Source organism: Cupriavidus pauculus, assembly GCF_002858765.1.
GTDB lineage: Bacteria > Pseudomonadota > Gammaproteobacteria > Burkholderiales > Burkholderiaceae > Cupriavidus > Cupriavidus pauculus_B.
Window position 1 is genome coordinate 146,528 of record NZ_PJRP01000015.1, and the last position, 23,818, is coordinate 170,345.

Genomic DNA, 23,818 nt, shown 5'->3' on the forward strand with positions numbered 1-23,818 from the left:
CAGCCCAGACCGCACGTACGGCGGCGGCCTATCGCGCCGGCGCTACGCCCATCTCCGCCAGCAGGTCGTCGAGCTGGTCGATGATCGCGTGCGCGGTGATGTCGCCCTTGGATTTCTGCAGCGCGGTGCCCAGCGTGTCGCGCAGGGCCGCCAGTTCGACCACGGTCGAGGCCTTTTCTACCTTCACCTGCAGCACGTAGCCGCGCAGGCCCAGGTGGTTGCCGATGACGTCGGTATAGAAGTGGTAAAGCCGCTTGTAGCCGTCGGCGCCGGCCGGGGCGCTGGCGGCCACGGGCGCCATGGCCGGCGCGATGGTGGTGTCAGCCAGCATGTCGCGCTCTTCCACGCGGTCGTCGATGCCCTTGCCACCCGCCGAATTGAAGCCCGAATACGCGGCGAACAGATTGGTGTCGGCGGGTTTGCGGGCGCCTGCCTGCCGGGTGGGCCGCGCGGACGAAGACGCCGACGCCCCGGACGAAGGCGATGCCTGTCCGGACAGGTCGGGCAGTGGCTCGATCAGCCCCAGCGCCAGCAGGGTGTCGAAGGCCTCCTCGGCCACGCCCAGCCCACCAACTTGCGCCAACAGCGCCGATTTGGCGCGTTCTCCGTTCACGATCAGCAATAGCGCGCGCATTTTCTGGTCCAGCTTGCGTGCGCGGGTGCGGATTTCCTCCTGACCAGCCTCCGTCTTGTGATAGATCGGGTCGACCATGTCTCGCTCCTTTTGTTATGGATCGGCCGCCCGCGGCGAGGCCCTCGGATCGAGTGTCTGCGCGGCCGATTATCGCCATCTTGTTGTCCGGACCGGCGCGCGGCGTTGAAAATCCGAATCCGCAAACCGGCCTACAATGTGGTGCTCCATAAAAGTAACAAAAATTTTGCAATTGCCGATCCACCTGATGAGGGCTGTGGCCATGCAACAACGAGACAAACTGTTTATCAACGGCAAGTGGGTGGCACCCCACGGCACCGGCAGCATCGAAGTGATCCATTCCGCCACCGAGGCGGTCATGGGCAAGATTCCCGAGGGTCACGCCCGTGACGCCGAGGACGCCATCTCGGCCGCCCGTGCGGCATTCGATGGCTGGGCCGCCACGCCGCCCGCCGAGCGCGCCCGCTACATCCGCAAGATTGCCGAAGGCCTGAAGGACCGCACCGAGGAACTGGCCCAGCTGATCGCCGGCGAAGTGGGCATGCCGATCAAGCTGGCGCGCGCCATCCAGGTGGGTGGGCCGGTATACAACTGGGGCCAGGCCGCCGCGCTGCTGGAGGGCTTCACCTTCGAGGAGCAGGTGGGTAATTCGCTGGTCGTGCGCGAGCCCGTGGGCGTGGTGGCGGCCATCACCCCGTGGAACTACCCATTGAACCAGATCACCCTCAAGGTAGCGCCGGCGCTGGCGGCGGGCTGCACCGTGGTGCTCAAGCCGTCGGAAGTGGCCCCGCTCAATGCCTTCGTGCTGGCCGAGGTGATCGAGGCGGCCGGGCTGCCCCCTGGCGTGTTCAACCTGGTGACGGGCTACGGGCCGGTGGTGGGCGAGGTGCTGGCCAGCCATCCGGACGTCGACATGGTGTCGTTTACCGGTTCCACCCGGGCCGGCAAGCGGGTGTCCGAACTGGCCGCGCACACGGTGAAGCGCGTGGCGCTGGAACTGGGCGGCAAGTCGGCGTCGGTGATCCTGGACGACGCGGACCTGGCGGTGGCCGTCAAGGGCACCATCAGCGCCTGCTTCCTGAATTCCGGCCAGACGTGCTCGGCGCATACCCGCATGCTGGTGCCGCGCAGCCGCTATGACGAAATCAAGGCCATCGCCGCCAAGGTCGTGGAAGGCTTTGCCGTGGGCGACCCGCTGGCCGATACCACGCGCATGGGACCGCTGATTTCCGCTGTGCAGAAGGAGCGCGTCACCGGCTACATCCGTCGCGGGCTGGAAGAGGGCGCCGAACTGGTGGCCGGCGGCCCCGATACCCCGGCCGGCTTCGACCGCGGTTTCTTCGTCAAGCCGACCGTGCTGGGTAATGTCGACCCGAAGGCGACCGTCGCCCAGGAAGAAATTTTCGGGCCGGTGCTGTCGGTGATCTGCTACGACACCGAGGACGACGCGATCCGCATCGCCAACGACAGCGTCTATGGCCTGGGCGGCGGTGTCTGGTCTGGCGACGAAACGCGTGCCATCAAGGTGGCGCGGCGCATCCGCACCGGCCAGGTGGATATCAATGGCGGCCCGTTCAACATGAATGCGCCGTTCGGGGGCTTCAAGCAGTCGGGCAACGGCCGCGAAGGCGGCAAGTTCGGGCTGGAGGAATTCCTCGAATACAAGTCGCTGCAACTGAAGAAGCCCGCCTGACGGGTCTTCCGACCGACGCCAACCGCAATGCCCGGCGAGTCCGGGCATTCTTGTCTGCGCGGAAATCTGCGATGCTTGCGTCTTTCCACGGGGAGATACGTCGAATGCGCTGGTTCAAACGGCTGGGCTGGATACTGTCGGGCGTGCTGCTGATCGGGCTGACGGGCGCCATCGGCGGCTATATCTGGTATCGCCAGGCCTCGCAGCCCGATACCGCCGGCACGATGCGCCTGCCCGCACTGCGCGACCGCGTGGTGGTGGTACGTGATCGCAACGCCGTACCCCATATCCAGGCCGGCAACGCGCTGGATGCCTACTATGCGCTGGGCTACGTCCATGCCCAGGACCGGCTCTGGCAGATGCAGATGAACAAGCGCATCGTGGCTGGCCGGCTGGCCGAGATCCTGGGCCCGAGCGCGCTCGACACCGACCGCTTCCTGCGCACCATGGGCGTGCGGCGCAATGCCGAAGCCGTGCTGGCCCAGACGCCCCCTGAGACACGCGCGGTGCTGCAAGCCTATGCCGACGGCGTCAATGCCTATATCGATACCCGCAAGGCGGCGCTGCCCCCCGAATTCCTGATCCTCGGCACCAGGCCCGAGCACTGGGAGCCCGCCGACACGCTGGGCTGGCAGACCATGATGGCCTGGGACCTGGGCGGCAACTGGCGGCAGGAAGTGCTGCGCATGAGCCTGGCCCAGCAACTGCCCACGGCACGCATCGCCGAAATCCTGGCGCCGTATCCCGGTGACAAGCCGCTGCGGACGATGGACTACGCCAGCTTCTATCGCAAGCTGGCCCCCGTGGCCACGGCCATGGCGCAGCTGTCCGAACGCGCGCCGGCTGGCTATGTCGACGGCATGGGGTCGAACAACTGGGTGGTGTCGGGCGCGCACACGCGCAGCGGCAAGCCGCTGCTGGCCAATGACCCGCACCTGGGGCTGCAGGCGCCCGGACTCTGGTACTTCGCGCACCTGCAGGCCCCGGGGCTGGACCTGACCGGCGCCACGCTGCCCGGCGCGCCGCTGGTGGTGCTGGGCCACAACAAGCGGATCGCCTGGGGGTTCACCAATACCGCGCCCGATGTGCAGGACCTGTATATCGAACGGATCGACCCGGCCAATCCGAATCGCTACCAGACCCCCGACGGCTGGGCCGAATTCGAGACGCGCCAGGAGGTCATCAGGATCAAGGGGCAGCCCGACCTGACGCTCAATGTCCGGACAACGCGACATGGCCCGGTGATGTCGGACGTGGCCGAGCCGATCAGCACGGCGGCCAAGCCGCTGGGCGCACAGTATGTGGTGTCGTTCCAGTGGACGGCGCTGCGGCCGGACGACCGGACCTTCCAGGCCAGCCTGAAGATGGGCATGGCCACGGACTGGAAGAGTTTCGTCGGCGCGCTGCGCGAATTTCACTCGCCGCAGCAGAACATCGTTTACGCCGACGTGGACGGCAATATCGGCTATATCGCGCCGGGACTGGTGCCGATCCGCCGGGCCGACAACGACCTGATGGGGCTGGCGCCCGCGCCGGGCTGGGACGCGCGCTACGACTGGCAGGGCTTCATTCCGTTCGATGAGCTGCCGCGGCGCTTCAATCCGCCGTCGGGGACGATCGTGACGGCCAACCAGAAGATCGTCGACAACGACTACCCGTTCTATATCACCAGCGAATGGAGCGTGCCGTATCGCGCCCAGCGCATCCAGACGCTGCTGGACGCCGAGCCGCGCCACACGCCGGAGACCTTCGGCAAGATCCAGAAGGATGTGGTGTCGCTGGCCGTGCGCGATGCCTTGCCGCTGCTGCTGGCTGCCCCCGTGGCCAGCGACGCCGCGCGCCCGGAACGCGAGCGTCGGCTGTTCGACGCGCTGCGCAAGTGGGATGGCACGATGGACGCCGACCGGACCGAGCCGCTGGTGGTGACGGCCTGGCTGCGCGAGCTGTCGCGCCTGCTGTTCGAGGACAAGGTCGGGGACCCCATGTTCAACAGCCTGTGGGACCAGCGCAACGTGCAATTGCCGATGCTCAATGCGATGCGCGATCCGAAGGGGCTCGGGGCGTTCTGGTGTGACAACGCGCGTACCACCGCGCGCGAGACCTGCGCCGCGACGATCGGCCTGGCCTGGCAGCGCGCCATCGCGGACCTGGACCAGCGCTACGGCGACGACCCGGCCAAATGGCGCTGGGGCAAGGCCCATGCGGCGCGCTCGGAGCACAAGCCGTTCGGCAAGGTGCCGTATCTGGCCGGCCTGTTCAATATCCGCGTGCGCACCGGCGGCGACACCTACACCGTGGACGTGGGCCGGCACAGCCTGCGCGACGAAGCGGCGCCGTTCGAGAATACCCATGCGGCCAGCCTGCGCGCGATCTACGACCTGTCTGACTTGTCCGATTCGCGCTTCATGTCGTCGACCGGGCAATCGGGCAATGCGCTGTCGCCGCACTACCGGGACTGGACCGACAAATGGGCGGCGGTGCAGTACATCACGATTGGTGGGCACCGGCGCAATCCCGGGGGCGACAGCTTCGACACGCTGGTCTTGCAGCCGGTGAAAGACAAGCCATGATGCAGTGCGGTATCGTATGGGACCGCATTCATATCCCAGCCACAATTTCCAGCAGGAGTGTCAGTCGATGAGCGAACCCAGGCGCCAGTTACGGACCGATGTCATCCAGCACGTAGCCTTCGAGCATGCGGGCGTGATTGCCGATGTGGCACGCGACCGCGGCCATGACATCCGCATCTACCAGGCGGGCGTGGACGACCTCACGCTGGTGCAGACCGACCCGGCCGACCTGCTGGTGGTGCTGGGTGGCCCCATCGGTGTCTACGAGACCGAAGCCTACCCATGGCTGGAGGCCGAGATCGGCGTGATCCGCCAACGCCTGGAAGACGAACTGCCGATCATTGGCGCCTGCCTGGGCGCGCAGCTGATTGCCGCCGCCTCGGGCGCGCGGGTCTATCCGGGTACGCGCGAGATTGGCTGGGGCCAGATCCAGCCGACCGACGCCGGCCGCCGTTCGCCGCTGGCGGTGCTGGCCAACGCCGACTGGGAAGTCCTGCACTGGCACGGCGATACCTTCGACCTGCCGGAGGGCGCCGAACGGCTGGCATCCACTGCCGCCACGCCGAACCAGGCGTACGCCATCGGCAGGCACGTGCTGGCGCTGCAATTCCATCCCGAAGTGAAGGCCGGCGATATCGAGACCTGGCTGATCGGCCATACCGTGGAGCTGGCCAAGGCCGGTGTCGACCCGCGCACGATCCGCCGCCGTACGGCCGAGATTGGCGCCACCGTAGCCAGTGCCGGCGAGCTGATGTTTGCCCGATGGATGGAGGAAGCGGGGCTGTGAGCAGGGGTAGTACCGACAATATCGACGTCCGGATCGATGTGCTGCTGGCAGGCCGGGTGCGGCCGTTCGGCCCCAAGGGCGTGCCGAGTGGCATTGCCAAGGCGGCGGTCGACGGGCCGGTGCGCGTCACCACCATCGGGCTCGACATCGACGAGCAGGGCGATCCGAAACACCACGGCGGCCCCGAGAAGGCACTCCACCACTATCCGCGCGACCACTATGCGGGCTGGCGCGAGGAACTGGCGGGGCACGGCGGCAATGGCGACTTGCTCCAGCACGCCGGCGCGTTTGGCGAAAACCTGAGCACGACGGGTTTGACCGAGGCCGATGTCTGTATCGGCGACCGCTTCCGGCTGGGCACGGCACTGGTCGAGGTCTCGCAGGCCCGCCAGCCGTGCTGGAAGCTCAATCATCGCTTCGGGTTTGCGGGCATGTCGCGCGCCGTGCAAGGCAGTGGCCGCACGGGCTGGTACTACCGCGTGATCGAGGAGGGCGAGGTGTCCGCTGGCGATCACCTGGTGCTGGTGGCGCGGCCGTATCCCGACTGGAACCTGCAGCGGCTGCTGCACGTGCTCTACGTGGATCGGCTCAACCTGGCGGCGCTTGCCGCGATGGCGGAACTGCCTGTGCTGGCTGAAAGCTGGCGCAAGCTGGCCCGCCAGCGCGTGGCGAACCATGTCGTCGAGGATATGGAGAAACGGCTGGCTGGAGGGTGAGGCCGGCTCCATGATCGTTCCCTCAGCCAGCATTGGTACGTAGTGCGTGGCGACCTAGCGGCGACGCCTTGCGTCGTCGTCGGAACTGGCGTCGTCCTGGTCCAGGGGCTCTATGAGCTTGAAACCCGCCCGTTGCTTGACCAGCGCGGAGGGTGCCGTGATGGCTGATGTGAAGACATCGGTCACACCCCTGCCGTGGAGATGGTTCAGATACGCCTGCAATCCGTGACTCGCGGCGCCGCGTACGGCGCTGTCACGATAGAGGACATTTTGCGGCGCGCTGACGACCGTACCCACATCCGCCTTGGTGGGGTCGTCCTCGTCGATGCTGCCCAGCAGGACGGAGACGGGAAAGCCCCGGTACAGCACCACTACATAGATCGCAGGTTCGCCTTCCGCAATGGACGTGACCATGCTGTCGGCCATCCTTCGGCCGGTATGCGCCAGGGAAACCTGGCCCGGTGACAGGGCGTTGTCGCCGGCGAAGCGGCGATAGTCGTCGCGCCAGCCCTGCAGCACGCTCGACAGGCGGAGCATGATCGGAATGTTGTCCCAGCTATGGATCTCGTACGTGAACGGATTCCGTGCGTCCTGCTCCCAGCGCCCGTTCCTCAAAACCCGGGGCGTTACGGTTTGCGGCTGGTAGGTGCGCAAGTCAATCTGATATCGACCCAGTGGCGCGCTCTGCGCTTCAGCGAGCGTCGCCGGGGCCGCATCGGACAGCACGAGTTGACCGTTGCCCGCAGCGTGCATGCGGGCTGCAGCCACCTCCATGTCCATCGTGCCGTTGCGTGATACCTGGAAGACCTGGTCGGCAGCGCGATACGCAGCCATCGCGGTCTGCCGGCGATTGTCACGCGTCGTCGTGCGATCCCGCTCCTGTACGGCGGCGATCAGTTGATTTTCGACCTCCGGGTTCGATGTTGCATAGCCAGTGGTGCCGTGGGTCAGGATGCTCGACATGACCTGCTCGAACCTGTCCGAATCCCACTGGGGGCCGAACAGCGTCTGGAACAGCGCAATGATCGTCATCGTCCGGCTGATGCAATCGGCTGGATCGTCCACGCCCCGTCGCATGCGTGGTGTGGCGATGTGCTCGATTTCCGCGCGGCAGACGCGGGCAGCCGCATAGACGGCCATGGGATTGCGACCCATGGCCGTATAGGACACGAGCCTGGTTTCCGGCGCTGCGGTTCTGGGCTTCCCGGATATCACGGCGTTGAAGCCCGTATACGCCGCAGCCCCTGCCGAGTAACGAATGGCATCCCGATCCTGGCCCGCCGGACTCAAGGATGGGGCGCTGCACTGACCCAGGAAGTAGGTGGCGACGGCGAGCATCTCGCTGTGCCAGCAACGGGTCGGCGGTTGCAGCCGCGCTTCCGGCTTTACCAGGGCGAATGACAGGCCCGCAATCCGGATCGCCTCGCTGCTTTCGTTATCGATCGCCAGTGTCGTGCCGAGCGGGGCGGCAGGCCGTGGCACGGTGGCAATGGGAGATGTACCCACCACTTTCCGCATCCGGTCCGAGGAGACAAGCTGGACATCCAGGTGCTCGGGGTCATCGTAGGCCAGCGCGATGGAAACGAATGCCGTGTCAGCATCGAGGTCGAACTTGGCGACGGGACGAAACGTGTACGCATCCTCGATATCCGCAGTACGCGCGGTGAAGTTGATGCGCAGTGCGTTGCCGACATAGACGTAAAAGTCTTGCCGAGAGCTGGTTTCGACGGTCATTACCACCTGACTCAAAGGGTGGCGCTTGCCGTCAGGGGTTTTGGCGGATTCCCGTTCGAGGATATCGGCAAGGTTGTAGCCCTCCGAAAACCCAACGGGACAATCGACGCTGCAATTCAGACGCGTTCTGACGACCTGAAGCGACCGCGCCTTGTCGTTGAACGCCTCGAAAAAGTTGACACCGGAATACCGGCTGTACGATTCGCCTCTGCCGAGCTGGTCCGAGAACGCATAGAAGGCGAGATCCTTCGCCATCAGCAACGACGATGCGTTTCTGTCGACGCTGTCGGACAGCGTCCACTCCAGCGCGCCCGGCGCGAAGCAGTTTTCCCGGCCCTGGAACTTGGCGTCCTTGTAGACGCACGCCCTTGGCACCGCCAGGAACGTGCTGAAGGTCATGGCGGAAGTGCCAAACGTCTGCGGATAGTCTCCGGTGAAGCGCCGCACCTGACCTGCGAATTTCGCGCCGGTGGAGACAACAAGCTCGGTATCCCAAGCGAGCTTGACCGACTTGAAGGCAAAGCCATCCGGCACATCGACCCGCGCGTCGATGTCGAAGCAGCGCTTTTCGCCCTGGTAATCCGTGTCTGTGTAGACGCATGCCTGGCCGGCCAGGGCTTGCCCGCTGGCAGCCACCGACAGCCAGAACAGCAAGGACCCGAGGTGGCGAGCCCAGCCGGTGCGCCATGGTCGGCGCTGCAATGCACGTGTTGCCATGCTCAATCTCCCGATGCAGCGGAACTTTCCGCTCGCGCATTCTGGGGAGATCAGAAATGGCCGATCTTGGCGCGCATCAACTTGTCAAAACTATCGTGAAAGTGCGACAGAAAAAGCGCAAGTCGCGTCCACTCGGCTATTCCTGGCGGAATCGCCACGCCGTGGCTTCGCGCGTGATCCGTTCCCAGATCACCTGCTTTTCTTCCTCGCTATAGAACACCCAGTTGCTGACTTCGGCGGCGGTGCGGCCGCAACCCTGGCAAATCTCGTCGAACAGGGTCGAGCAGATGCCGATACAGGGGCTGTCCGGGCGGTCGCTCAGGCGCGTCTGGGCCTCGTCCTGGGCGGAAGTGGCTGGCGGAGTGAACGAATCGGGGGTATTGGCGGACATGAAGCGGGGGCTGCGGAAAGAGGCCGTGTATCGGCCGGTCGCACATTATAAACGCCCCGCACCGGCGCTTTCGGCACTTGGGAATTACCCCTGAAGTCATTGTGGACCGCTTGACTGGCACCTACCCTTGACGGGTCATGATTCCAGTCCAGCTGATGCCAGGGAGGCGCTCAATGTCCACAAGGTCTGTCGATCCCCGTAATGCCGCCATGCTCGAATCGGTGCTGGGCGGATCGCCCGTGGCGCGCTCGCTCGGGATTCGCTTCGATGTGGTGGCGCCCGATCACGTGGAGCTGCTGCTGCCATTCAGCATGAACCACATCACGGTGGGCGACATGGTCCACGGCGGCGTCATCGCCACGCTGATCGATGTGGCCGGCGCGGCGGCGGCCTTCAGCGCGGTGGATCTGGAGGTGGTGAAGGGTGGGGCGACCGGATCGCTGTCGATCCAGTTTCTGGCGCCGGCAAAGTCCGCGACGCTGCGTGCCGTGGCCGACGTGGTACGCCGGGGCAAGCGCCAGGTGGTGACCGAGGTGTCGGTCTATGCCGAGCGCGAAGGAGAGGCCGTGCTCGCCGCCAAGGCGCTGATGAGCACGGCGCTGCTGTAAGGCAAGGCCCCGGGGTGCCGGGGCCCGCGTCAAGCGATCAATACTTCCAGAAAATCTGCTGCAGGGCCTTCGGGTCGTTGGTCTTGGTCAGTGCCAGCGCCATCAGGATGCGCGCCTTCTGCGGCAGCTGGTCGTCGGTGACGATCCAGTTGTACTTGTCGTCCGGCTGCTCGGCATTGCGCACCACGATGCCGCTGCCCGTGCGCGAGGCCCGCACTATCTGCACGCCCTTGGCCTGCGCGGCCTTGAGCGGCTCCACCATGTAATCGCCCACGCTGCCGTTGCCGGTAGCGGCGTAGACGATGGCCTTGGCGCCGTTCTTCACGGCCGCGTCGATGCTGGCCGGATTCACGTTGCCGTAGGCGTAGACCACGGCCACTTCGGGCAGCTTGTCGATCTTGTCGATATCGAATTCGGTCTGCAGCGTGTGCGGGCGGGCCAGCGTACGGTAGTACAGCGTGCGGCCTTCCACCACGTAGCCCAGCGGGCCGAACGGCGAGCGGAACGTTTCGGTCTTGAACGTGTTGGTCTTGGTCACGTCGCGGCCGGTGTGGATTTCATCGTTGAGCACCACCAGCGCGCCCTTGCCCTTCGAGGCCGGGCTCGATGCCACCAGCACCGCGTCGTACAGGTTCAGCGCGCCGTCGGCGCCCAGCGCCGTGCCGGGGCGCATCGAGCCCACCACCACCACGGGTTTGTCGCTCTTGAGCGTCAGGTTCAGGAAGTACGCGGTTTCCTCGATCGTGTCGGTGCCGTGCGTGATGACGACGCCGTCCACGTCAGGCTGCTTGAGCAGTTCCGACACGCGCTTGGCCAGCTTCAGCAGGCGCTCGTTGTTGAAGCTCTCGGAACCGATCTGGAAGATCTGCTCGCCCTTGACGTTGGCGACCTTCGAGATTTCCGGCACCGAGGCAATGATCTTGTCCACGGGCACCACGGCGGACTGGTAGGCCGCGGTGTTGGTGGCCGATGCCCCCGCGCCGGCGATGGTGCCGCCGGTGCCGATGATGACGATGTTGGCCTTGCGCGCTTCAGCCGTGGTGCCGGCAGGCGCGGTGGCGCTGGCCGAAGGGGCCAGTTGCGCGTGCGCGGTGCCGGTCAGCAGCGCGGCCGACAGCAGCAGGGTGGCAAGGGTGGTGAGCTTGGCAGGTCGTTGCATGATTCTCCTCTTGTCGGCGCGGTGCGTGATTCTTGTGGAAACAGCATAGGCCGCTTTTGATTGGTTCGTGGAGCCGTCGCGATCCGCAATGGTTCGTCAACGGAGCGAGAACTATAACCACGCCCCGATGTTGCGTCGACAACTTCAACAGAATCCTTGCAACCCGGAAACGTATGCCAGATAAGACAAAGCGGCATGCTTCGATGAGGAAGCATGCCGCCCGGTGATGACAATTTCAGAGAAGTCCGAGACCGGCCCAGGCCAGTCTCACTGAAGGCGTGATCGGCTAGAACGCGTCTCCCGGCACGCGCACCCAGCCTTCCATCAGCACGCGTGCGCTGCGGCTCATGATGGCCTTCTGCACGGTCCACTGGCCGTCGACCAGCGCGGCCTGTGCGCCCACACGCAGCGTGCCCGACGGATGGCCGAAGCGCACAGCCTCGCGCTCGCCGCCGCCGGCCGCCAGGTTCACCAGCGTGCCCGGCACAGCCGCTGCCGTGCCAATGGCCACCGCCGCCGTGCCCATCATCGCGTGGTGCAGCTTGCCCATCGACAGCGCGCGCACCAGCAGGTCCACGCCGCTGGCCTCCACCGTCTTGCCGCTCGACGCGGTATAGGTGGTGGGGCGGGCCACGAACGCCACCTTGGGCGTGTGCTGGCGCTTCTTGGCTTCGTCGATATCCTGGATCAGGCCCATGCGTTTGGCGCCGTAGGCCCGGATTGTCTCGAACATCGCCAGCGCCTTCGGATCGCCGTTGATGGCCTCCTGCAGTTCGGTGCCCGTGTAGCCGATGGCCTCGGCCTCGACAAAGATCGTCGGGATGCCGGCGTTGATCATCGTGGCCTTGAGCGTGCCCACGCCGGGCACTTCCAGGTCGTCGACCAGGTTGCCGGTCGGAAACATCGCGCCGCCGCCGTCGTCGCCTTCCTCGGCGGCAGGGTCCATGAATTCGAGCTGGACTTCGGCCGCCGGGAAGGTCACGCCATCCAGCTCGAAATCGCCGGTTTCCTGCACCGCGCCGTTGGTGATCGGCACGTGCGCGATGATCGTCTTGCCGATATTGGCCTGCCAGATCTTCACGGTCACGGTGCCGTTTTCAGGAATCCGCGATGCCTCGATAAAGCCGTTGCTGATCGCGAACGGCCCCACGGCCGCCGACAGGTTGCCGCAGTTGCCGCTCCAGTCCACAAACGGCTGGTCGATCGACACCTGGCCGAACAGGTAGTCCACGTCGTGGTCAGGACGCGAACTCTTGGCGATGATCACCGTCTTGCTGGTGCTCGACGTGGCCGCGCCCATGCCGTCGATCTGCTTGCCGTACGGATCGGGGCTGCCGATCACGCGCATCAGCAGGCGGTCGCGGGCTTCGCCTGGCTTCTGCGCCGATTCGGGCAGATCCTGCAGCCGGAAAAACACACCCTTGCTGGTGCCGCCACGCAGGTACGTGGCGGGAATCTTGATTTGAGGTACGTGAGCCATCGTAATTTTCCTAATCACCGGTCAGGCTGCGGCGCGCGACGATTCCAGGAAGTCCTGGGCAAAGCGCTGCAGCACGCCACCGGCTTCATAGATCGACACTTCCTCGTCGCTGTCCAGCCGGCACAGCACCGGCACTTCCACGCGGTCGCCGTTCTTGCGATGGATGACCAGCGTCAGTTCGGCGCGCGGGCGGCGCTGGCCGACCACGTCGAACGTCTCGGTGCCGTCGATGCCCAGCGTCAGGCGGTTGGTGCCGGGCAGGAATTCCACCGGCAGCACGCCCATGCCGATCAGGTTGGTGCGGTGGATGCGCTCGAAGCCTTCGGCGACGATGGCTTCCACGCCGGCCAATCGCACGCCCTTGGCAGCCCAGTCGCGCGACGAGCCCTGGCCATAGTCGGCCCCGGCCACCACGATCAGCGGCTGCTTGCGGTCCATGTAGGTCTCGATGGCCTCCCACATGCGCACGACCTTGCCCTCGGGCTCGATGCGTGCCAGCGATCCCTTCTTGACCGCGCCGTCGACCACGGCCATCTCGTTGAGCAGCGTCGGGTTGGCAAACGTGGCGCGCTGGGCGGTCAGGTGGTCACCACGGTGCGTGGCGTACGAGTTGAAGTCTTCTTCCGGCAGGCCCATCTTCGCCAGGTACTCGCCGGCCGCGCTGTTGAGCATGATGGCGTTCGACGGCGACAGGTGGTCGGTCGTGATGTTGTCGCCCAGCACCGCCAGCGCGCGCATGCCGCGCAGCGTGCGCTCGCCGGCCAGCGCGCCTTCCCAGTACGGCGGACGGCGGATGTACGTGCTCTGCGGGCGCCAGTCGTACAGCGGGTCGATCGACGTGTCGTTCTCGGCGTGCAGCGCGAACATCGGCTCGTAGACCTTGCGGAACTGCTCGGGCTTCACGCTCTGCTTCACGATCGCGTCGATTTCCTCGTCGCTCGGCCAGATGTCCTTCAGGTACACCGGCTTGCCGTTGGCATCCGTGCCCAGGGAATCCTGCTCGATATCGAAGCGGATCGTGCCGGCGATGGCGTAGGCCACCACTAGCGGGGGCGACGCCAGGAACGCCTGCTTGGCGTACGGGTGGATGCGGCCGTCGAAATTGCGGTTGCCGGACAGCACGGCCGTGGCGTAGAGGTCGCGGTCGATGATTTCCTGCTGGATCTTCGGGTCGAGCGCGCCCGACATGCCGTTGCAGGTCGTGCAGGCGAACGCCACGATGCCGAAGCCGAGCTTTTCCAGGTCGGGCAGCAGGTTGGCTTCTTCCAGGTAAAGCTCCACCGCCTTCGATCCCGGCGCCAGCGACGACTTGACCCACGGCTTGCGCGTCAGGCCACGTGCATTGGCGTTGCGGGCCAGCAGCGCCGCGGCAATCACGTTGCGCGGGTTGCTGGTGTTGGTGCAGCTCGTGATGGCGGCGATGATCACCGCGCCGTCGGGCATCTGGCCCGGCGTTTCTTCCCACTTGCCGGCGATGCCGCGCGCGGCCAGGTCGGACGTGGGCAGGCGCTTGTGCGGGTTCGACGGTCCGGCCATGTTGCGGACCACGGTGGACAGATCGAAATGGAGCACGCGCTCGTATTCGGCCGTCTTCAGCGCATCGGCCCACAGGCCGGTGGCCCTGGCGTAGGTTTCCACCAGCTGCACCTGGGCTTCGTCGCGGCCGGTCAGGCGCAGGTATTCGGTGGTCTGCCCGTCGATGAAGAACATCGCGGCGGTGGCGCCGTACTCGGGCGCCATGTTCGAGATCGTGGCGCGGTCGCCGAGCGTCAGGCTCGACGCGCCTTCGCCACGGAATTCCAGATAGGCGCCGACGACCTTTTCCTTGCGCAGGAATTCGGTCAGGGCCAGCACGATGTCGGTGGCGGTGATACCGGGCTGGCGGCGGCCGGTCAGTTCCACGCCGACGATGTCCGGCAGGCGCATCCACGACGCGCGGCCCAGCATCACGTTCTCGGCTTCCAGGCCGCCCACGCCGATGGCGATCACGCCCAGCGCGTCCACGTGCGGCGTGTGGCTGTCGGTGCCCACGCAGGTATCGGGGTAGGCCACGCCGTGGTCGGCATGGATCACGGGCGACATCTTCTCCAGATTGATCTGGTGCATGATGCCGTTGCCCGGCGGGATCACGTCGACGTTGCGGAACGCCTTCTTGGTCCAGTTGATGAAATCGAAGCGGTCTTCGTTGCGGCGATCCTCGATGGCGCGGTTCTTGGTGAACGCGTCGGGATCAAAGCCGCCACATTCCACGGCCAGCGAGTGGTCGACGATCAGCTGCACCGGCACCACCGGGTTGACCTTGGCCGGGTCGCCGCCCTGGTCGGCGATGGCATCGCGCAGGCCGGCCAGGTCTACCAGCGCGGTCTGGCCCAGGATGTCGTGGCAGACCACGCGAGCCGGGAACCACGGGAAATCGAGGTCACGCTTGCGTTCGATGAGCTGCTTGAGCGAATCGGTCAGCGTGGCGGGGTCGCAGCGGCGCACCAGGTTTTCAGCCAGCACGCGCGACGTGTACGGCAGTTTGTCCCAGGCGCCCGGGGAGATGTCATTGACGGCGGCGCGGGCGTCGAAGTAATCGAGCTTTGTCCCGGGCAGCGGCTTGCGGTAGGCAGTGTTCATGGCGACGTGAGGACTTTGCGTGCCTGCCACCGCCCGGCAGGTAGCCGGGCCGGGTGGCGGCACTGTTGTTGTTGCGGTAAATCAGGCGCGCTTTTCGATCGGCACGAACTTCAGGTTTTCCGGGCCGGTGTAGTTGGCCGTCGGACGGATGATCTTGTTGTCGACCCGTTGCTCGATCACGTGCGCGGCCCAGCCCGACGTGCGGGCGATCACGAACAGCGGCGTGAACATCGCGGTGGGCACCCCCATCATGTGGTAGCTCACGGCGCTGAACCAGTCCAGGTTCGGGAACATCTTCTTGGCGTCGGCCATGACCGTTTCCAGGCGCTCGGCGATGTTGAACATCTTCGTCGAGCCGGCGTCCTTCGACAGCTTGCGCGCCACTTCCTTGATCACCTCGTTGCGCGGGTCGGAGATCGTGTACACCGGGTGGCCAAAACCGATGACCACTTCCTTGTTTTCCACGCGGCGACGGATGTCGGCTTCCGCCTCGTCCGGGGTGTCGTAGCGCTTCTGGATCTCGAACGCCACTTCATTGGCGCCGCCGTGCTTCGGGCCGCGCAGTGCGCCGATGCCGCCGCAGATGGCCGAGTACATGTCGGAACCGGTGCCGGCCACCACGCGGCAGGCAAACGTCGACGCGTTGAACTCGTGCTCTGCGTACAGGATCAGCGACGTCTGCATCGCGCGTTCCCACAGCTTGCTGGGGGCTTCGCCGTGCAGCAGGTGCAGGAAGTGCGCGGCAATCGATTCGTCGTCGGTTTCCACCTCGATGCGGCGGCCGTTGTGGCTGTAGTGATACCAGTACAGCAGCATCGACCCCAGGCTGGCCATCAGGCGGTCGGCGATGTCGCGCGCGCCCGGCGTGTTGTGGTCGTCCTTTTCCGGCAGCACGGTGCCCAGCACCGACACGCCCGTGCGCATCACGTCCATCGGGTGGGCGCTGGCCGGCACCCATTCCAGGGCGGCCTTCACGTTGGCGGGCAGGCCGCGCAGGGCCTTCAGCTTGGTCTTGTAGGCGGCCAGTTCGGCCTTGCTCGGCAGCTTGCCGTGCACCAGCAGGTGGGCGATTTCCTCGAATTCGCAGGTTTCTGCGATGTCGAGGATGTCGTAGCCGCGATAGTGGAGATCGTTCCCGCTACGGCCAACGGTGCACAGGGCGGTGTTGCCAGCGGCAACGCCCGACAGGGCGACGGATTTCTTGGGCTTCGGCGTGGCCAGCGGTTGGGCTTCGGACATCTGGGTCTCCTTGATTCGATTTCGAGTGTTTGGGGTGCGTGCAGCCATGGTGGGGTGTCCTATTGCAGCGCAAAAGACCGCATCGCACAAAATAACGTGAACGTGTGCGTGATCGTTACCGGGCCTTGCCTTGGGCGAACAGTGCATCGAGCTTCTGCTCGTAGGCATGGTAGTCGATCCGCTCGTAGAGTTCGGCACGCGTTTGCATGGTGTCCACCACGTTTTTCTGCGTGCCGTCGCGGCGGATGGCCGCGAAGACGTTCTCGGCGGCCTTGTTGGCGGCGCGGAACGCCGACAGCGGGTACAGCGCCATGGCCACGCCCACGCCGCGCAGGTCGTCGAGCGTGAAGTACGGGGTGGCGCCGAACTCGGTCAGGTTGGCCAGCACGGGCACCTTCACGGCGTCGACGAACTTGGCATACATGTCCAGGTCGGTCATGGCTTCCGGGAAGATGGCGTCGGCGCCGGCTTCGGCGCAGGCCACGGCGCGCTCGATGGCGGCGTCCAGGCCTTCGACGGCCAGCGCGTCGGTGCGGGCCATGATGACGAAGTTCTCATCGGTACGGGCGTCGACGGCGGCCTTGATGCGGTCCACCATCTCGTCGCGGCCGACGATTTCCTTGTTCGGGCGATGGCCGCAGCGCTTGGCGCCGACCTGGTCCTCGATGTGCATGGCGGCGGCGCCAAACTTGATCAGCGAACGCGTGGTACGTGCCACGTTGAAGGCCGACGAGCCGAAGCCGGTGTCGACGTCCACCAGCAGTGGCGTGTCGCAGACATCGGTGATGCGGCGGATATCGGTCAGCACATCGTCCAGGTTCGAGATGCCCAGGTCGGGCAGGCCCAGCGAGCCCGCGGCCACGCCGCCGCCCGACAGGTAGATCGCGCGATACCCGGCGCGCTTGGCCAGCAGCGCATGGTTGGCGTTGATCGTGCCCGGAATCTGCAGCGGGGTTTCGTCGATCAGGGCCTGGCGGAAGCGGGCACCCGCGGAGCGGGCAAGTTCGTTGGCGGAAAAAGTCATGGCGTGGAATCTCTTGTTGGTTCAATCCTGCTTCGGGGGCAGGGCGGCTCTTTAGCGCAAGGGGTGTGCCAGCGGGCCGGCGCCGGCGGCTGGCGCGGCCCGTGCGTCATTCCGGTAGGCAGAAACCCTTATGGGTCAGTGGGTTAGGTGATGTTTGCGCACAGCGGACGGTCCCGTGAAAGGTTGTCGGCATCACAAATCCGTTGGCGTGAATTTCAGGTGTGCACGGTTTGCATTTCAAAGTTGAAATGCACGGGGCATGCGCGCACAATCGGCAGGTCGTTCCACCGTGTCTCGCTGCCATGTCGTCGCTACCCACCCCGATTCCGCTCAATCCGGCTTCCCCGGCCGTTCCCGGCGCCCGCCCACGCATCTGGGCGATGGGGATCAGCCGGCTGTCGCGTGCCTTCGCCGACCTGATTCCGGCTTACGCCGCCCGCGCGGAATTTCGCATCGTCGGGCGGGCGTTCGAGTCGGCGGCCAGTGCCATCAACCGCGAAGCGCGCGAGAACCGCGTCGATGTGGTGGTGGCCGGGGGCTCCAACGGCGCCTATCTGCGCCAGCACGTGGACGTGCCGGTAGTGCTGGTCAAGGTCACCGGCTTCGACGTCATGAGCGCGCTGGCCACGGCGCGGCGCATATCGCCCAAGGTGGCGCTGGTCACGCATGCGTCCACGTACGCCGAGGTGGACGAGTTCGTGGGCGCCTTCGGGCTCGATATTCCCCGCTACACCTACCTGACCGAAGACGACGCCACGGCGCGCGTGCGCGCGCTGAAGGAAGAGGGCATCCGCGTGGTGGTGGGGCCCGGCATGGTGACCGACCTGGCCGACAAGTACGGGCTGATGGGCGTGTTCCTGTATTCGGGCAACGCAGTGCGGCTGGCGCTGGAAGATGCGATCGAGGCCGCGCGGCTGCGCCGTATCGAATCCACGCGGCGCGACTACGTCAATGCCATCCTGGCCCATCTGAACGAAGGGGTGGCGGCCGTGGACGCCGAAGGGCGCGTCCAGGCGTTCAATCCGGCGATGGAGCGCTTCCTGGGTACGCCCGCCGGCGCGGCCGTAGGGCGCAAGCTGTCCACGCTGGCGCCCGGCCTGTCGCTCGACGGCGTGATGCAGAGCGGCGCGCGCGAACTCGAAGCGATCCATCGGCTGGGCGACCGGATGGTGGTGGTGAACCGGATTCCGATCGTCGGCGAGGCCGGTTCGTCCGGCGCGGTGCTGACGATCCAGGACGCCAACGCGATTCATCGTGCCGACCGTAACCTGCGCTCGCGCACGCGGGCCCGGGCGGCGGGCGTGCGCTACAGCCTGGACGATCTGGCCGGCGATTCCCCCGCCATGAGCGACCTGCGGGCGTTGGCGCGGCGCTATGCGGTGGTCGATTCGACCGTGCTGGTCAGCGGGGAAAGCGGCACCGGCAAGGAGGTGCTGGCGCAGGGCATGCACGATGCCAGCCCGCGTCGCGCGTTCCCGTTTGTCGCGGTCAACTGCGCGGCGTTTCCCGAGGCCCTGCTTGAATCCGAACTGTTCGGCTACGAAGAGGGGGCGTTCACCGGGGCGCGGCGCGGCGGCAAGGCAGGCCTGTTCGAGTCAGCCCACAACGGCACGCTGTTCCTGGACGAGGTGGGCGACATGCCGCCGGCCCTGCAAACACGACTGCTGCGCGTGCTGCAGGAAAAACAGGTGCTGCCGATTGGCGGCCTCGAAGCGGTGCCGGTCAACGTACGCGTGATCGCCGCCACGCACCGCGACCTGGCCGCACTGGTGCGCGAAGGAACCTTCCGCCAGGACCTGTACTACCGGCTCAATATCCTGCGGATCGAAATGCCGCCGCTGCGCGATCGCGCCGCCGACCTGCCGGCGCTGGCCGCGCTGCTGTACCGACGTGCCCAGGAGCGGCTCGGTATCGACACGCCGCAGCTGTTGCCCGATCTGGTGCGCGCCCGACTGGCCCGCTATATCTGGCCGGGCAATATCCGCGAACTGGAAAACGTGACAGAACGCATCGCCGTGCTCGTCGCCGGAACGGACCTCGCCCCCGCCGCCCTGCAGCGCGAACTGCAGGCCGCCGTCCCGGAACTGTTCTCCGGACACGACATGGCCGTCCTGCAGCCCCCCGCCACGGAAGCTCCCGAACCAGGTGGAGCAGGGGTATTGGGCGCGGCAGGTGTCCAGTCGCTGGCGGGTGTGGCCAAGGCGAGCCAGGCCGAACATATCCGCCGCGTGCTGGCGGAATGCGGCGGCAACCGCGCCGCCGCCTGCGCGCAACTGGGCATCAGCGCCACCACGCTCTGGCGGCGGTTGCGGGAAGGGTGAAGGACGTCTGGTTTGCTTATTAACGCAATTAACGGCCAAGATGTCTTGCCAGACAACCGTGGCCGTACCGGCCGAAAAGCGCTGCCAGAAGACGGACAAGAAGTGACGAAAAAGGATTCGATATGGCGCCGGATGGGGTGGTCGACGCGCGATACACGGCGTCGCGGCGATTGGCGCCTTTATTCGCCGCAGAAAATGCGGCGAACAAGCTTGACGGCTCGCCAGCCCTCAAACGTCATCCGCCAGCCGGACACCCGTGAACTGCCAGCGCTGGTGCGGGTAGAAGAAGTTGCGGTAGGTGGCGCGGATATGCGATTCGGGGGTGACGCACGACCCGCCACGCAACACCATCTGGCTGCTCATGAACTTGCCGTTGTACTCGCCCACGGCGCCGGCGCTTGGCCGGAAGCCCGGATAGGGCAGGAAGGCGCTGGCCGTCCACTCCCAGACATCGCCGAACATCTGCCGCAGGACGTTCGATGTGTTCTGGCGGTCCGGCAGCGGCCGCAGTGAGCGGCCTTCGATGAAATTGCCGGTCGCCGCCAGGTTGCGGGCCGCGTGTTCCCATTCGGCCTCGGTGGGCAGGCGGCGCTCGGCCCAGCGTGCGAAGGCGTCGGCTTCAAAGAAGCTCACATGGGTGACCGGGCTTTCCGGGTCCACGGGCTGCATGCCGCGCAGCGTCATATGCCACCAGGTACCCTCGCGATCTTCCCAGTACAGCGGTGCCTCGATGCGGTGGTCGCAGACCCAGCGCCAGCCATCGGACAGCCACAGTCCGGCGGTCTGGTAGCCGCCGTCCTCGATGAACTCGAACCACTGGCGGTTGCTCACCGGGTGCGAGCACAGCACGTACGGCTGCAGGAGCGTCTGGTGGCGCGGCGTTTCGCAGTCGAACGCAAAGCCGTCGTCGCCATGGCCGATCGTAACGATGCCGCCCGGCAGCGCGATCCAGTCGGGCGCGGGGCGCGGGTCGGCCACGACCGGCACCGTCATGGCGGGCGCGTAGGCTGGCCGCAGCGGATTCTGGGCGAACAGGTGCAGGATGTCGGTCAGCAGCAGTTCCTGGTGCTGCTGTTCGTGATGCAGGCCCAGCGTGATCAGCGCGGCTTCGTCGTCGGTCTGGGCGGACATCAGCAGCGTGAACATGCTGTCGTCCACGGCCTCGCGGTAGGCCAGCACCTCGTCCAGCGACGGCCGCGTCAGCAGCCCGCGCCGTGGCCGGGGATGGCGCGCGCCAACCGCTTCGTAATAGGAATTGAACAGGTAGCGATACTGCGGGTCCACCGGCTCGTAGTCGGGAATGCGCGCGCCGAGCACGAACTCCTCGAAGAACCATGTCGTATGGGCCAGATGCCATTTGGCGGGGCTGGCGTCGTCCATCGACTGCACGGTGGCGTCAGCATCGGACAGGTCAGCCACCAGCGCCTCGGTCGCGGCGCGCACATGGCGATACTGGCTCAGCAGCGCGGGTTCGTGCGGAGGATGACTGGCGTTGGCAGGCAGCAGGGCTGAGGCGGCGGTCATGCAGGCTCCCGGATGGCGGACGCAGGTTCTGGCAGGTTGTCCAGAAAGTCGAATCATCATAGACCCATCCTCGCCGGGGGGCGAGCCGGGTGACTTCCACGATCCATGTAGGCCAATGCCTACAGTCCACGTGCGCAGGCCGGGGCGCAAAAAAAAGACAGGTATCCCGGTTTGGGGATACCTGTCTCAGGCAGCAACCGGCGCCAAGGGGAGCGGCACCGGGTGCTTCACGGAGGCGGGGATACGGCTCCAGTCGAAAACCAGCTGGAAACCGTCAGCCGGCTCAGGCGGCAGCGCGCAGCGCGTCGTTCAGGGCGGCGATTTCGGTCTTGGCCGTGGTCAGGCCGGCCTCGCGGGCTTCCGGACCCATGGCCAGGCCGTGGGCGCGGACAAACGAGATATCGGTAATGCCCAGGAAGCGCAGCACCACGTCGACGGTCACTTCATGCAGATCCAGCGCCGCGCCGTCCTGGCGCACGCCGCCGCGCGACGACACCACGATGGCCTTCTTGCCCTTGGCCAGGCCTTCCGGACCGTTCTCGGTGTAGCGGAACGTGCGGCCGGCTTGTGCGATGCGGTCGATCCAGGCCTTGAGCTGGCTCGGGATGCCGAAGTTGTATTGCGGTGCGCCAATCACGAGCACGTCGGCGGCCATGAATTCGGCCAGGTATGCCTCGGTGATGTCCAGTTCGGCCTGCTGGGCGGCATTCAGTCCGTCCTTCGGGCCGCCCAGCACGGGCAGCAGATGGTTGCCGAGGTGGGCAGGGGCTTCGCGGTCCAGGTCGCGCACGGTGACCTTGGCGCTGGGGTTCTTGGCGACGAGGTCCGCCACGATGCCGGCGGTCAGGTTGCGCGAGACGGAGTTGTCGCCCAGTACGCTCGAATCGATCTTCAGGATGTTCATTGTCTGGCTCCACTAAGTTCGGTTGGGATGGCTGAAAGATATAGGCTGGCCATTGATGCCGGTAGTGAGGCAAAATGCAAATGATTGTTCTATGGATGCAACGGAGCGCTGACCATGCAGGATCTCAACGATTTGTCGCTGTTTGCCCAGGTGGTGCAGCACGGCAGTTTTTCCGCCGCCAGCCGCGCCACGGGGGTGCCCAAGTCGCGCCTGTCCCGCCGTATCGCGCAACTGGAGCGCGACCTGGGTGTGCAGCTGCTGCGCCGGACCACGCGTCAGGTGCGCGTAACGCCACTCGGTGAGTCCTACTATGCGCATTGCCGCGACATGCTCCAGGCCGCCGAAGCCGCGCGTGAAGTGATCGAACAGTCGCGCGAACAGCCGGGCGGCTGCCTGCGGGTCAGTTGTCCCGTGGCGATCGTGCAGATCCTGCTGGCACCCAATATCGGCCATTTCATGCGCGCCAACCCCGGTATCCAACTGGAGATCGAAGCCACCAACCGCCGGGTCGACGTGATCGGGGAGGGCTATGACCTGGCCCTGCGCGTGCGCAATGTGCTCGACGATTCCAGCCTGGCGGTGCGTACCTTTGGCAAGAGCGACCTGAAGCTCGTGGCCAGCCCCGCGCTGCTGGACAGCATCGGCCGGCCGCGCACGCCGCAGGCGCTGGAAGGCATGCCGGGGGTGGGGCAGAAACCGCACGAAGGGCGCCATGTCTGGACGCTGTTCGACAAGGCCGGCGAGCCCGTCAATATTGGCTACGATCCGCGCCTGGTTTCCGACGAGTTCGCGATCCTGCGCGAGGCGGCGATTGCCGGCGTGGGCGTGGCCATGCTGCCGCGCATGTACTGCCGCGACGATATCGAGCGCGGCGACCTCGAAGTGGTGCTGCCCCAGTGGGACCTGCCGATGGGCGTGCTGCACGCGGTGTTTCCGTCCCGGCAGGGCGTTACGCCGGCGCTGCGCCGTTTCCTCGATTTCCTGGCCGAAGTCCTGCCGGAACACGCGCGCAAGGTCGGCATGATGATGACGGCCGGCGTGCCGATGCATGCTGCGCCGCCCACCGAGCCACCCCCCGCGCGATCTGGCGCGCAGAAGGCAGACGCGGATTGAATCGACGCCGGCGCATGCACGGCGACGCTGCGCCTTTACCTTCACGCTGGCACGATCTAAGGTAGTTGTGCAGGTCACATGCGCCTGCATCAAACTGCAAGGAGCCACCGCGATGGGTCGCACGCAAGGAACGCAGGATCTGGGCAAGGCCATTCTCCGTATCGTGCTGGGCGTGCTCATCCTGTTGCACGGCATCTCGAAGCTGATGGCCGGCCCGGGCTTTGTCACGCAGGTGGTGACGCAAGCCGGCCTGCCGGCCGCGCTGGCCTACGGCGTCTATATCGGCGAGATCGTTGCGCCCATCCTGCTGATCATCGGGCTCTGGACGCGCCTGGCCGGCGTCATCGTCGTTCTCAACATGCTGTTTGCGTTCGCGCTGGTCCATGCAAAGCAACTGGGCGAGATGGCCCCCACGGGCGGCTGGGCGCTCGAACTGCAGGGGATGTACCTGGCGGCGGCGCTGGTCGTGGCCCTGCTGGGGGCAGGCCGGCTGAGCGTGGGCGGTGTCGACGGCAAGTGGAACTAGCAAGAACTAGCCCGAACTAGCAAGCCGGAACGCTCGACCCG

At 66.0% G+C, this 23,818-nt stretch carries 18 protein-coding genes; 8 read left to right on the forward strand and 10 right to left on the reverse strand.

Annotated elements, in window-relative coordinates; genetic code table 11:
• Positions 1-28 precede the first annotated feature (28 nt).
• A complete protein-coding gene (locus tag CYJ10_RS25510; RefSeq protein ID WP_101684234.1) occupies positions 29-712 on the reverse strand; it encodes a hypothetical protein in 684 nt (227 codons plus the stop codon).
• A 202-nt stretch (positions 713-914) separates the two neighbouring features.
• Between CYJ10_RS25510 and CYJ10_RS25515 the strand changes: the two genes are divergently transcribed.
• From CYJ10_RS25515 to CYJ10_RS25530, 4 genes are all read left to right on the forward strand, one after another.
• Positions 915-2,345, forward strand: a complete 1,431-nt coding sequence (locus CYJ10_RS25515; RefSeq protein ID WP_101684235.1) for an aldehyde dehydrogenase family protein — start codon at positions 915-917, stop codon at positions 2,343-2,345.
• A 104-nt stretch (positions 2,346-2,449) separates the two neighbouring features.
• The gene (locus tag CYJ10_RS25520) at positions 2,450-4,915 is read left to right on the forward strand and encodes a penicillin acylase family protein (protein ID WP_101684236.1); all 2,466 of its coding nucleotides are present in this window, start codon (positions 2,450-2,452) and stop codon (positions 4,913-4,915) included.
• Between the two features lie 67 nt (positions 4,916-4,982).
• Positions 4,983-5,702, forward strand: coding sequence for a glutamine amidotransferase (locus CYJ10_RS25525; protein WP_101684237.1), 720 nt, complete (start codon positions 4,983-4,985; stop codon positions 5,700-5,702).
• Complete coding sequence (locus tag CYJ10_RS25530) at positions 5,699-6,418, forward strand: MOSC domain-containing protein (RefSeq protein ID WP_257993528.1); 720 nt, start codon at positions 5,699-5,701, stop codon at positions 6,416-6,418. The genes CYJ10_RS25525 and CYJ10_RS25530 overlap by 4 nt, the downstream gene beginning before the upstream one ends.
• Before the next feature lie 54 nt (positions 6,419-6,472).
• Here CYJ10_RS25530 and CYJ10_RS25535 read toward each other — a convergent pair whose 3' ends face one another.
• Both CYJ10_RS25535 and CYJ10_RS25540 read right to left on the reverse strand, forming a co-directional pair.
• Positions 6,473-8,869 (reverse strand): hypothetical protein, encoded by a 2,397-nt coding sequence (locus CYJ10_RS25535; RefSeq protein WP_146002120.1) that lies wholly within the window; start codon positions 8,867-8,869, stop codon positions 6,473-6,475.
• A 136-nt stretch (positions 8,870-9,005) separates the two neighbouring features.
• Positions 9,006-9,260 carry a DUF1289 domain-containing protein gene (locus CYJ10_RS25540; protein ID WP_101684240.1) on the reverse strand — a complete coding sequence of 85 codons (255 nt, stop codon included), beginning with the start codon at positions 9,258-9,260 and terminating at the stop codon, positions 9,006-9,008.
• Between the two features lie 173 nt (positions 9,261-9,433).
• Between CYJ10_RS25540 and CYJ10_RS25545 the strand changes: the two genes are divergently transcribed.
• On the forward strand, positions 9,434-9,868 hold the full coding sequence (locus CYJ10_RS25545; protein ID WP_101684241.1) for a PaaI family thioesterase: 435 nt from the start codon (positions 9,434-9,436) through the stop codon (positions 9,866-9,868).
• Between the two features lie 37 nt (positions 9,869-9,905).
• Here CYJ10_RS25545 and CYJ10_RS25550 read toward each other — a convergent pair whose 3' ends face one another.
• The 5 genes from CYJ10_RS25550 to prpB all read right to left on the reverse strand — a co-directional run bounded on the left by CYJ10_RS25550 (position 9,906) and on the right by prpB (position 17,389).
• Positions 9,906-11,027, reverse strand: coding sequence for an asparaginase (locus CYJ10_RS25550; RefSeq protein WP_101684242.1), 1,122 nt, complete (start codon positions 11,025-11,027; stop codon positions 9,906-9,908).
• 286 nt (positions 11,028-11,313) lie between these two features.
• The gene (gene prpF / locus CYJ10_RS25555; protein ID WP_101684243.1) at positions 11,314-12,507 is read right to left on the reverse strand and encodes a 2-methylaconitate cis-trans isomerase PrpF; all 1,194 of its coding nucleotides are present in this window, start codon (positions 12,505-12,507) and stop codon (positions 11,314-11,316) included.
• A 21-nt stretch (positions 12,508-12,528) separates the two neighbouring features.
• Positions 12,529-15,126, reverse strand: a complete 2,598-nt coding sequence (acnD, locus tag CYJ10_RS25560) for a Fe/S-dependent 2-methylisocitrate dehydratase AcnD (RefSeq protein WP_101684244.1) — start codon at positions 15,124-15,126, stop codon at positions 12,529-12,531.
• Between the two features lie 81 nt (positions 15,127-15,207).
• Positions 15,208-16,365 carry a bifunctional 2-methylcitrate synthase/citrate synthase gene (prpC, locus tag CYJ10_RS25565; protein ID WP_101684245.1) on the reverse strand — a complete coding sequence of 386 codons (1,158 nt, stop codon included), beginning with the start codon at positions 16,363-16,365 and terminating at the stop codon, positions 15,208-15,210.
• Between the two features lie 115 nt (positions 16,366-16,480).
• Positions 16,481-17,389 (reverse strand): methylisocitrate lyase, encoded by a 909-nt coding sequence (gene prpB / locus CYJ10_RS25570; protein ID WP_101684246.1) that lies wholly within the window; start codon positions 17,387-17,389, stop codon positions 16,481-16,483.
• 380 nt (positions 17,390-17,769) lie between these two features.
• Between prpB and prpR the strand changes: the two genes are divergently transcribed.
• Positions 17,770-19,710, forward strand: coding sequence for a propionate catabolism operon regulatory protein PrpR (prpR, locus tag CYJ10_RS25575; protein ID WP_374703311.1), 1,941 nt, complete (start codon positions 17,770-17,772; stop codon positions 19,708-19,710).
• 228 nt (positions 19,711-19,938) lie between these two features.
• Here prpR and egtB read toward each other — a convergent pair whose 3' ends face one another.
• Together egtB and CYJ10_RS25585 are read right to left on the reverse strand one after the other, a co-directional pair.
• Complete coding sequence (gene egtB, locus CYJ10_RS25580; RefSeq protein WP_101684248.1) at positions 19,939-21,234, reverse strand: ergothioneine biosynthesis protein EgtB; 1,296 nt, start codon at positions 21,232-21,234, stop codon at positions 19,939-19,941.
• 283 nt (positions 21,235-21,517) lie between these two features.
• Positions 21,518-22,138, reverse strand: coding sequence for an FMN-dependent NADH-azoreductase (locus CYJ10_RS25585; RefSeq protein WP_101684249.1), 621 nt, complete (start codon positions 22,136-22,138; stop codon positions 21,518-21,520).
• Positions 22,139-22,252: 114 nt separating this feature from the next.
• Between CYJ10_RS25585 and CYJ10_RS25590 the strand changes: the two genes are divergently transcribed.
• Together CYJ10_RS25590 and CYJ10_RS25595 are read left to right on the forward strand one after the other, a co-directional pair.
• Positions 22,253-23,251: a LysR substrate-binding domain-containing protein gene (locus CYJ10_RS25590; RefSeq protein ID WP_101684272.1), complete on the forward strand. Its 999-nt coding sequence runs from the start codon at positions 22,253-22,255 to the stop codon at positions 23,249-23,251.
• 112 nt (positions 23,252-23,363) lie between these two features.
• Positions 23,364-23,777, forward strand: a complete 414-nt coding sequence (locus tag CYJ10_RS25595; protein ID WP_101684250.1) for a DoxX family protein — start codon at positions 23,364-23,366, stop codon at positions 23,775-23,777.
• Positions 23,778-23,818 lie beyond the last annotated feature (41 nt).

Bases quoted from the DNA above. Each gene is read 5' to 3' on its own strand.
- CYJ10_RS25510 (WP_101684234.1), bottom strand. From the start codon at position 712: ATGGTCGACCCGATCTATCACAAGACGGAGGCTGGTCAGGAGGAAATC.
- CYJ10_RS25515 (WP_101684235.1), top strand. From the start codon at position 915: ATGCAACAACGAGACAAACTGTTTATCAACGGCAAGTGGGTGGCACCC.
- CYJ10_RS25520 (WP_101684236.1), top strand. From the start codon at position 2,450: ATGCGCTGGTTCAAACGGCTGGGCTGGATACTGTCGGGCGTGCTGCTG.
- CYJ10_RS25525 (WP_101684237.1), top strand. From the start codon at position 4,983: ATGAGCGAACCCAGGCGCCAGTTACGGACCGATGTCATCCAGCACGTA.
- CYJ10_RS25535 (WP_146002120.1), bottom strand. From the start codon at position 8,869: ATGGCAACACGTGCATTGCAGCGCCGACCATGGCGCACCGGCTGGGCT.
- CYJ10_RS25540 (WP_101684240.1), bottom strand. From the start codon at position 9,260: ATGTCCGCCAATACCCCCGATTCGTTCACTCCGCCAGCCACTTCCGCC.
- CYJ10_RS25545 (WP_101684241.1), top strand. From the start codon at position 9,434: ATGTCCACAAGGTCTGTCGATCCCCGTAATGCCGCCATGCTCGAATCG.
- CYJ10_RS25550 (WP_101684242.1), bottom strand. From the start codon at position 11,027: ATGCAACGACCTGCCAAGCTCACCACCCTTGCCACCCTGCTGCTGTCG.
- prpF (WP_101684243.1), bottom strand. From the start codon at position 12,507: ATGGCTCACGTACCTCAAATCAAGATTCCCGCCACGTACCTGCGTGGC.
- acnD (WP_101684244.1), bottom strand. From the start codon at position 15,126: ATGAACACTGCCTACCGCAAGCCGCTGCCCGGGACAAAGCTCGATTAC.
- prpC (WP_101684245.1), bottom strand. From the start codon at position 16,365: ATGTCCGAAGCCCAACCGCTGGCCACGCCGAAGCCCAAGAAATCCGTC.
- prpB (WP_101684246.1), bottom strand. From the start codon at position 17,389: ATGACTTTTTCCGCCAACGAACTTGCCCGCTCCGCGGGTGCCCGCTTC.
- prpR (WP_374703311.1), top strand. From the start codon at position 17,770: ATGGGGATCAGCCGGCTGTCGCGTGCCTTCGCCGACCTGATTCCGGCT.
- egtB (WP_101684248.1), bottom strand. From the start codon at position 21,234: ATGACCGCCGCCTCAGCCCTGCTGCCTGCCAACGCCAGTCATCCTCCG.
- CYJ10_RS25585 (WP_101684249.1), bottom strand. From the start codon at position 22,138: ATGAACATCCTGAAGATCGATTCGAGCGTACTGGGCGACAACTCCGTC.
- CYJ10_RS25590 (WP_101684272.1), top strand. From the start codon at position 22,253: ATGCAGGATCTCAACGATTTGTCGCTGTTTGCCCAGGTGGTGCAGCAC.
- CYJ10_RS25595 (WP_101684250.1), top strand. From the start codon at position 23,364: ATGGGTCGCACGCAAGGAACGCAGGATCTGGGCAAGGCCATTCTCCGT.